The organism is Pseudoflavonifractor sp. 60, assembly GCF_009911645.1.
In the GTDB taxonomy this organism is placed as follows: Bacteria; Bacillota; Clostridia; order Oscillospirales; family Oscillospiraceae; genus Lawsonibacter.
The window spans coordinates 1-4,793 of sequence record NZ_QWKI01000296.1 but is presented as its reverse complement, the minus strand read 5'-3'; the positions used below and the strand labels follow the sequence as shown (position 1 = coordinate 4,793).

The window sequence follows — 4,793 nt, the reverse complement described above, 5'->3', positions numbered from 1 at the left end:
ATTGTAGCTTGGGTATGGGCCGCTGCATAGGGCGGTCATCTTCCCCCGTTTTGGGGGTGTCACCATTGTAGCAAGCAGTGCCTTTGTTCCCACAAAGGCTCGAAACTGCGGTTCCCGGCGTTGCCGGAAACCGCAGTTTCTGCTTGTTGGGGCCGTACCCCAAACCCTGTGAACAGCCCCGTTGCCGGGGCTGGCTGCGCGTTCGTTTCACGAACGCTGTTGTTCCTGCTACGCAGGAACAGGCGGGGCTTTCGCCCCTTGGAGAGCCGGAGAAGCGTCAGACACGGCCTTGCTGGAAAAAGAAAAACGGGGCTGGTCTGTACCTCTTGCCGCTACCGGATTGCGGCAAGGCTCGCAAGCGACTGTCTGGACAATTCCCAAATCTCGTCCAGGCGGTTCTGTAAATCTTCAATGTCCGCAGCATAGATGCTCCCGGTTTCGTTCGCCCGTTTAGCGTACTGGTTCAGATTATCGGAGCATCGCCGGAGCATGACAGTAAGCTGGCGCACATCCTTCAGGTCCAGCCGGATACAAATTCCGTCCAGCGCCATCTTGCGGACATAGGCGCTCATAGTCAGAATTCCGGCGTCCTCCATTTTGAGTTTTATCCGCTCCTTGTCCTCCGGCGAGATGCGGATTTTCAGTTCTTCGGTTCGGTTGCTCATTGCTTTTTGGCTCCTCCCCTCGCAAATAAAATCAAGCCGTTTTTGATTTCCGACATCGTGCCACAAATCAGATTTTCAAAAAATGGCCGGACACAGGAGGCAGATTCCCATGTCCGGCACATATTCCGTGTTTCTGTTACGGTTAGTGGTGGTGACATATTTTGACACCACCAACAGCCGTAACGCATTTCATTCTAACCGTTACAGATAATCAAGTGGTACTTTTGACCACTTGATTATTCGTAACACCATGCGTAAATTCGTTACGATTGAGGTAAGGGGTCAATTTGACCACTCACCTTATCCGTAACGCTCTGGCGATACGCCCGCTGGCGGCAGGCATTGGAGCAATAGACCGCATCCGACCGTTTGGGTGTAAAGTTTTTTCCGCAGGCCTTGCAAATCCGGTTTTGCCGTTTTTCCAATCGCCGCTGCTTCAAATCCTTCTGATAACCCCGGTTCCCGCACAGGCCATAATAGCAGTATTTCTTGGTTTCAATCAATGTGTAGAAATCCCGCCCACAGCCCTTACAGACGATTTTCCGTACAGCGGAATTTGGTCTTATCCCGGCGAGTTTTTCTTCATACCATAGCTTCAGCGTTTCCTGATTTCCGTATTCCCAGTCACAGTTCCACATGGGATTTGTCCCTCCTTTCACGGAACGGGGCGGGCCAAAAATATCTGACCCGCCCCATCCCGTGTTTATACGGCTTCTGCTTCCGCCCTCTTCTGCCGATACCGCATTTTGCTATGGACCTTCCTCTGGCAAGCCTCACAGCAGTATTTCACATCGTTTCTGGTCGTGGTGAACGCCTTCCCGCAGTTTCCGCAGACGCATTCACGGCTCCTGCTTGCCGCCGCCTCCTGCCGATAGAATTTCGCCCGGCAGTTCGGGCCGCAGAACAGAGTGTTCGACCTCGTGGATTCAAATTCTTCTCCACAGCATTTGCAGACCAGCTTGAACGGCTGGCCGACAGCGTGTTCGCCAGCCTTGATCATCTGATAGCGTTCCCGGCTCTTGACACGATGCCGGTGCAGGGAAGCCTGTCTCTTTTCTTCCTCCGGCGTCAGCTCCGGGGCCGGGAGGTCAAACCGCCCGATAAACTTCAAGTAGATGTCCACTTCCTGCGTCCTGTCGCCGTCTACCTTTTCTGGAGCGTGGACGATGATCTTCTCGATAAACTCGTTTATCATCGGCGTAGTCAGTTCCGAAAAGTCCGTGTACTTCTTTGCCAGGGCGAGGAAGCGTTCCACATTGGCGGTGTCCTGCTCGAAGCTGTCCAGCGCCACTTCCGCTTCTGTGACAGACTGCCGGAGCGTTGCCTGTTCCTGCTCATACCCGGCAAGGAGGGTGTCAAAGCGTTCCTCGCCAATGCGCCCCACCGCGTAGGATTCATACAGCTTCTTGATGATGGTGTCCAGTTCCTCACAGCGTCGCCTGTCCTTGCCCAGCTTGCGTTTCAGTTCCTTCGCCGCCTGCGCCTGCCGGACTTCGGACGCCGCCCGCACCTTCTGGATAAACTCTGTTTCATTGGAAATGGCGTAGGCGCTTGCAGAGCGGATGGTTTCCAGGATGAGCGTCCGTAGCGCCTTGGTAGAGATGTGGTGATTACTGCAAGCACTGTCGTGAGATTGTCGGGCCAGGGTGTAGGTGGAGCAGTCGAACCAGTCCGACGGATAGGGCTTGGCGGCGTTTCCCCGTGAGCGGTGATTATACAGCTTTGCGCCGCAGTCGGCGCAGTAGAGCAGCCCGGTCAGGGGATTGGCCTCGCCGATGGTATCGTAGCGGCGGGGCGTCTTTCGCAGCTTCTGGGCAAGCTCCCAAGTCTCTTTATCCACGATGGCCCCGTGGGTATTTTCAAAAATCAGCCAGTCCTCCGGGGCGTGGACAACGGCACGTTTGTCCTTGTAGGATTCCTTGTGGGTGCGGAAGTTGACCGTATGGCCCATATACTCCGGCTTAGATAGGATCTGCCCCACCGCAAAGCCGTTCCAGTTATAAGGACGGGAGATGTCCTCCTTGCTTTTCCATACGCCCCGGCCCTGTCTGGCAAAATAGACGGCGGGTGTTTCGATTTTTTCCTCACAGAGCATCGTGGCGATCTCATAGGGGCCGTGGCCCTCGATGGTAAGCTGAAAGATGCGCCGCACAACAGCGGCGGCCTCCTCATCGATCAGCCAGTGGTATTTGTCGTTGGGGTCTTTCTTGTAGCCGTAAATGGCGCAGTTGGTGGTGGGCTTGCCGGACTCGCCCTTGACCCGGATGGCGGTGCGCTGCTTGCGGCTCAGGTCCCGCAGATACCACTCACTCATGATGTTGACAAAGGGAGCGAACTCGCTGGAACTGGGATCATCGCTGTCGATGCTGTTGCCGATGGCGATGAAGCGCACCCCGAATTTGCGAAAGAGGACTTCCGTATAAAAACCGGTTTGCAGATAATCTCTCCCGATTCTGCTCATGTCCTTTGTGAGTACCAGAGCCACTTTCCCGGCCTCAATGTCGGCCACCAGCTGCTTCCATGCCGGCCGGTCGAAGTTGCCGCCCGACCATCCGTCATCGGTGTAATGGACGATATTGGAGAAGCTGTGCTGGGCAGCATAGCCCTCCAGGTATTTTTTCTGATTTACGATTGAATTACTGTCCCCAGCGGATTCATCGTCACGAGAGAGCCTCTCGTATAAAGCTGTTATCTTTTCTTCAGCCTGTCTTGCGCTCATAATGCGCTCCTTCCAAACTGACGGCTCATTTGTGGTGCATCCATCATACCACGTTCTTTGCCGTTTTGCAGCCCCTCATTGCAGATCATCCGCAAAATTTTTTCTTCCATCGTCTCGCTGCCGTTGTCGGAAAAGACCACCTTCACCTTGTAGGTGGTGGAGCCGATGCGCCGGGTCATATACTGGCAGTTTTGGCTTTCGTTGTTTTTCGTCATGGTGTCCTTTCTCATATCATTGAAACTCAAAAACAGAAATTTCTGATATGGGAAGCCGTTTCCCCGAAGCAGTTCCTGACAGGCAAATCCCTTTGTTGGTGCTGTGCCGTTGTGTCTCACCCTCGGTACGCTCGCTTTCGGTCATGGCATACTTCACCGGGTGATAGCTGCTTGGACGGTCGTTCAGTTGTCAATCACACCACCTTTCTGCTTCTGGATTTTTGGTTATGTATGAGAAAGGAAAAGCAGATACAAAAAACCGCCCGCGGACGCTCTCCGCAGTCGGTTATGTATCTGCCAAATGAAATATGTGTATTATATAGACATTAGATATTCAGTTCAAATATGAACTTATTATAATCAAAACATCCGTTCTTGTCAAGCCCTGCCGAAGAAAATTTTTGAGGAAGGCGGCGGATAGGCGGTCAGCGATGGTACAAATGCAAAAGAAAAACTCCCGCAAGGTCCCGCCCATAGGGGGAGCCTTGCGGAAGCCTGTACGCTTTTGCGCTGGTGCAAATGCCGGGTGAAAGTCATGCATAAATCAGTTCTCGCTTGATACTTTCCTCGGCGCGGTTCACAATACTGTTCATGGCCTTGATCCACTCCCACTGCGACCGGCGCTTCAAATCCTCGGTCACACCCTCGGCGGCGGCCATCTGCCTGATGATAAGCCGATGACGGTTCTGCGCCTGCTCGTTGAGGTCGGCAAGGTAGGTGTGCAGCTTGCCCGTCAAAATCAGGTGGTTGAGCAGAAGCGGGTTTGTTTCCTCCAGATACGCCCGGTGCATCCGCCCCCATTTCCCGATGGAACGGTCATCGTCCTCCGGCAGTTCGACAGCCGGGATGTAGTAGTCTCCGTCAAGGACATAATCAAGGCCATTCGCCTCGTCATGTATCCTTGGTTCCAGTTTGTCCATAGCGTTTCCCTCCGTCATTTCAGATGTTATCAGTAGCGGTTACCGATAATGCGATACAGGTCTTTATCTCCTTTCCTACAACCGCAAATCTTATTCACCACAAATGAGCCGCAGTCATATGTATTTGGTGGCAGAAACCACCCTCTACATATTAACTCTCAGAAGCGGATTTTGGAGGACTACGCAAGAAAGAACGGCTTTACCAATATCCGGCATTTTACTGATGACGGAATCCGGGGAACTACGTTCAAGCGTCCGGGGCTTGACGCTATGC

Annotated in this window: 5 protein-coding genes and 1 pseudogene; 1 reads left to right on the top strand and 5 read right to left on the bottom strand. The window is 53.3% G+C overall.

What is annotated here, in order from left to right:
- Window positions 1-332 precede the first annotated feature (332 nt).
- The 5 genes from mobC to D1646_RS21775 all read right to left on the bottom strand — a co-directional run bounded on the left by mobC (window position 333) and on the right by D1646_RS21775 (window position 4,519).
- Window positions 333-665, bottom strand: a complete 333-nt coding sequence (gene mobC, locus D1646_RS21795; protein ID WP_160638438.1) for a plasmid mobilization relaxosome protein MobC — start codon at window positions 663-665, stop codon at window positions 333-335.
- Window positions 666-928: 263 nt separating this feature from the next.
- Entirely contained in the window at window positions 929-1,303 is a 375-nt protein-coding gene (locus D1646_RS21790; protein ID WP_160638437.1) for a hypothetical protein, read from the bottom strand.
- A 65-nt stretch (window positions 1,304-1,368) separates the two neighbouring features.
- Complete coding sequence (locus tag D1646_RS21785; protein WP_160638436.1) at window positions 1,369-3,384, bottom strand: recombinase family protein; 2,016 nt, start codon at window positions 3,382-3,384, stop codon at window positions 1,369-1,371.
- Window positions 3,381-3,599, bottom strand: coding sequence for a transposon-encoded TnpW family protein (locus D1646_RS21780; protein WP_160638435.1), 219 nt, complete (start codon window positions 3,597-3,599; stop codon window positions 3,381-3,383). Before D1646_RS21780 ends, D1646_RS21785 begins: the two co-directional genes overlap by 4 nt.
- A 533-nt stretch (window positions 3,600-4,132) precedes the next feature.
- Window positions 4,133-4,519, bottom strand: coding sequence for a TnpV protein (locus D1646_RS21775; RefSeq protein WP_160638434.1), 387 nt, complete (start codon window positions 4,517-4,519; stop codon window positions 4,133-4,135).
- A gap of 150 nt (window positions 4,520-4,669) precedes the next feature.
- Between D1646_RS21775 and D1646_RS24095 the strand changes: the two are divergent.
- A pseudogene (locus tag D1646_RS24095) lies at window positions 4,670-4,793 on the top strand (resolvase); the annotation flags it as partial.

Bases quoted from the DNA above. Each gene is read 5' to 3' on its own strand.
- D1646_RS21790 (WP_160638437.1), bottom strand. From the start codon at position 1,303: ATGTGGAACTGTGACTGGGAATACGGAAATCAGGAAACGCTGAAGCTA.
- D1646_RS21785 (WP_160638436.1), bottom strand. From the start codon at position 3,384: ATGAGCGCAAGACAGGCTGAAGAAAAGATAACAGCTTTATACGAGAGG.
- mobC (WP_160638438.1), bottom strand. From the start codon at position 665: ATGAGCAACCGAACCGAAGAACTGAAAATCCGCATCTCGCCGGAGGAC.
- D1646_RS21780 (WP_160638435.1), bottom strand. From the start codon at position 3,599: ATGACGAAAAACAACGAAAGCCAAAACTGCCAGTATATGACCCGGCGC.
- D1646_RS21775 (WP_160638434.1), bottom strand. From the start codon at position 4,519: ATGGACAAACTGGAACCAAGGATACATGACGAGGCGAATGGCCTTGAT.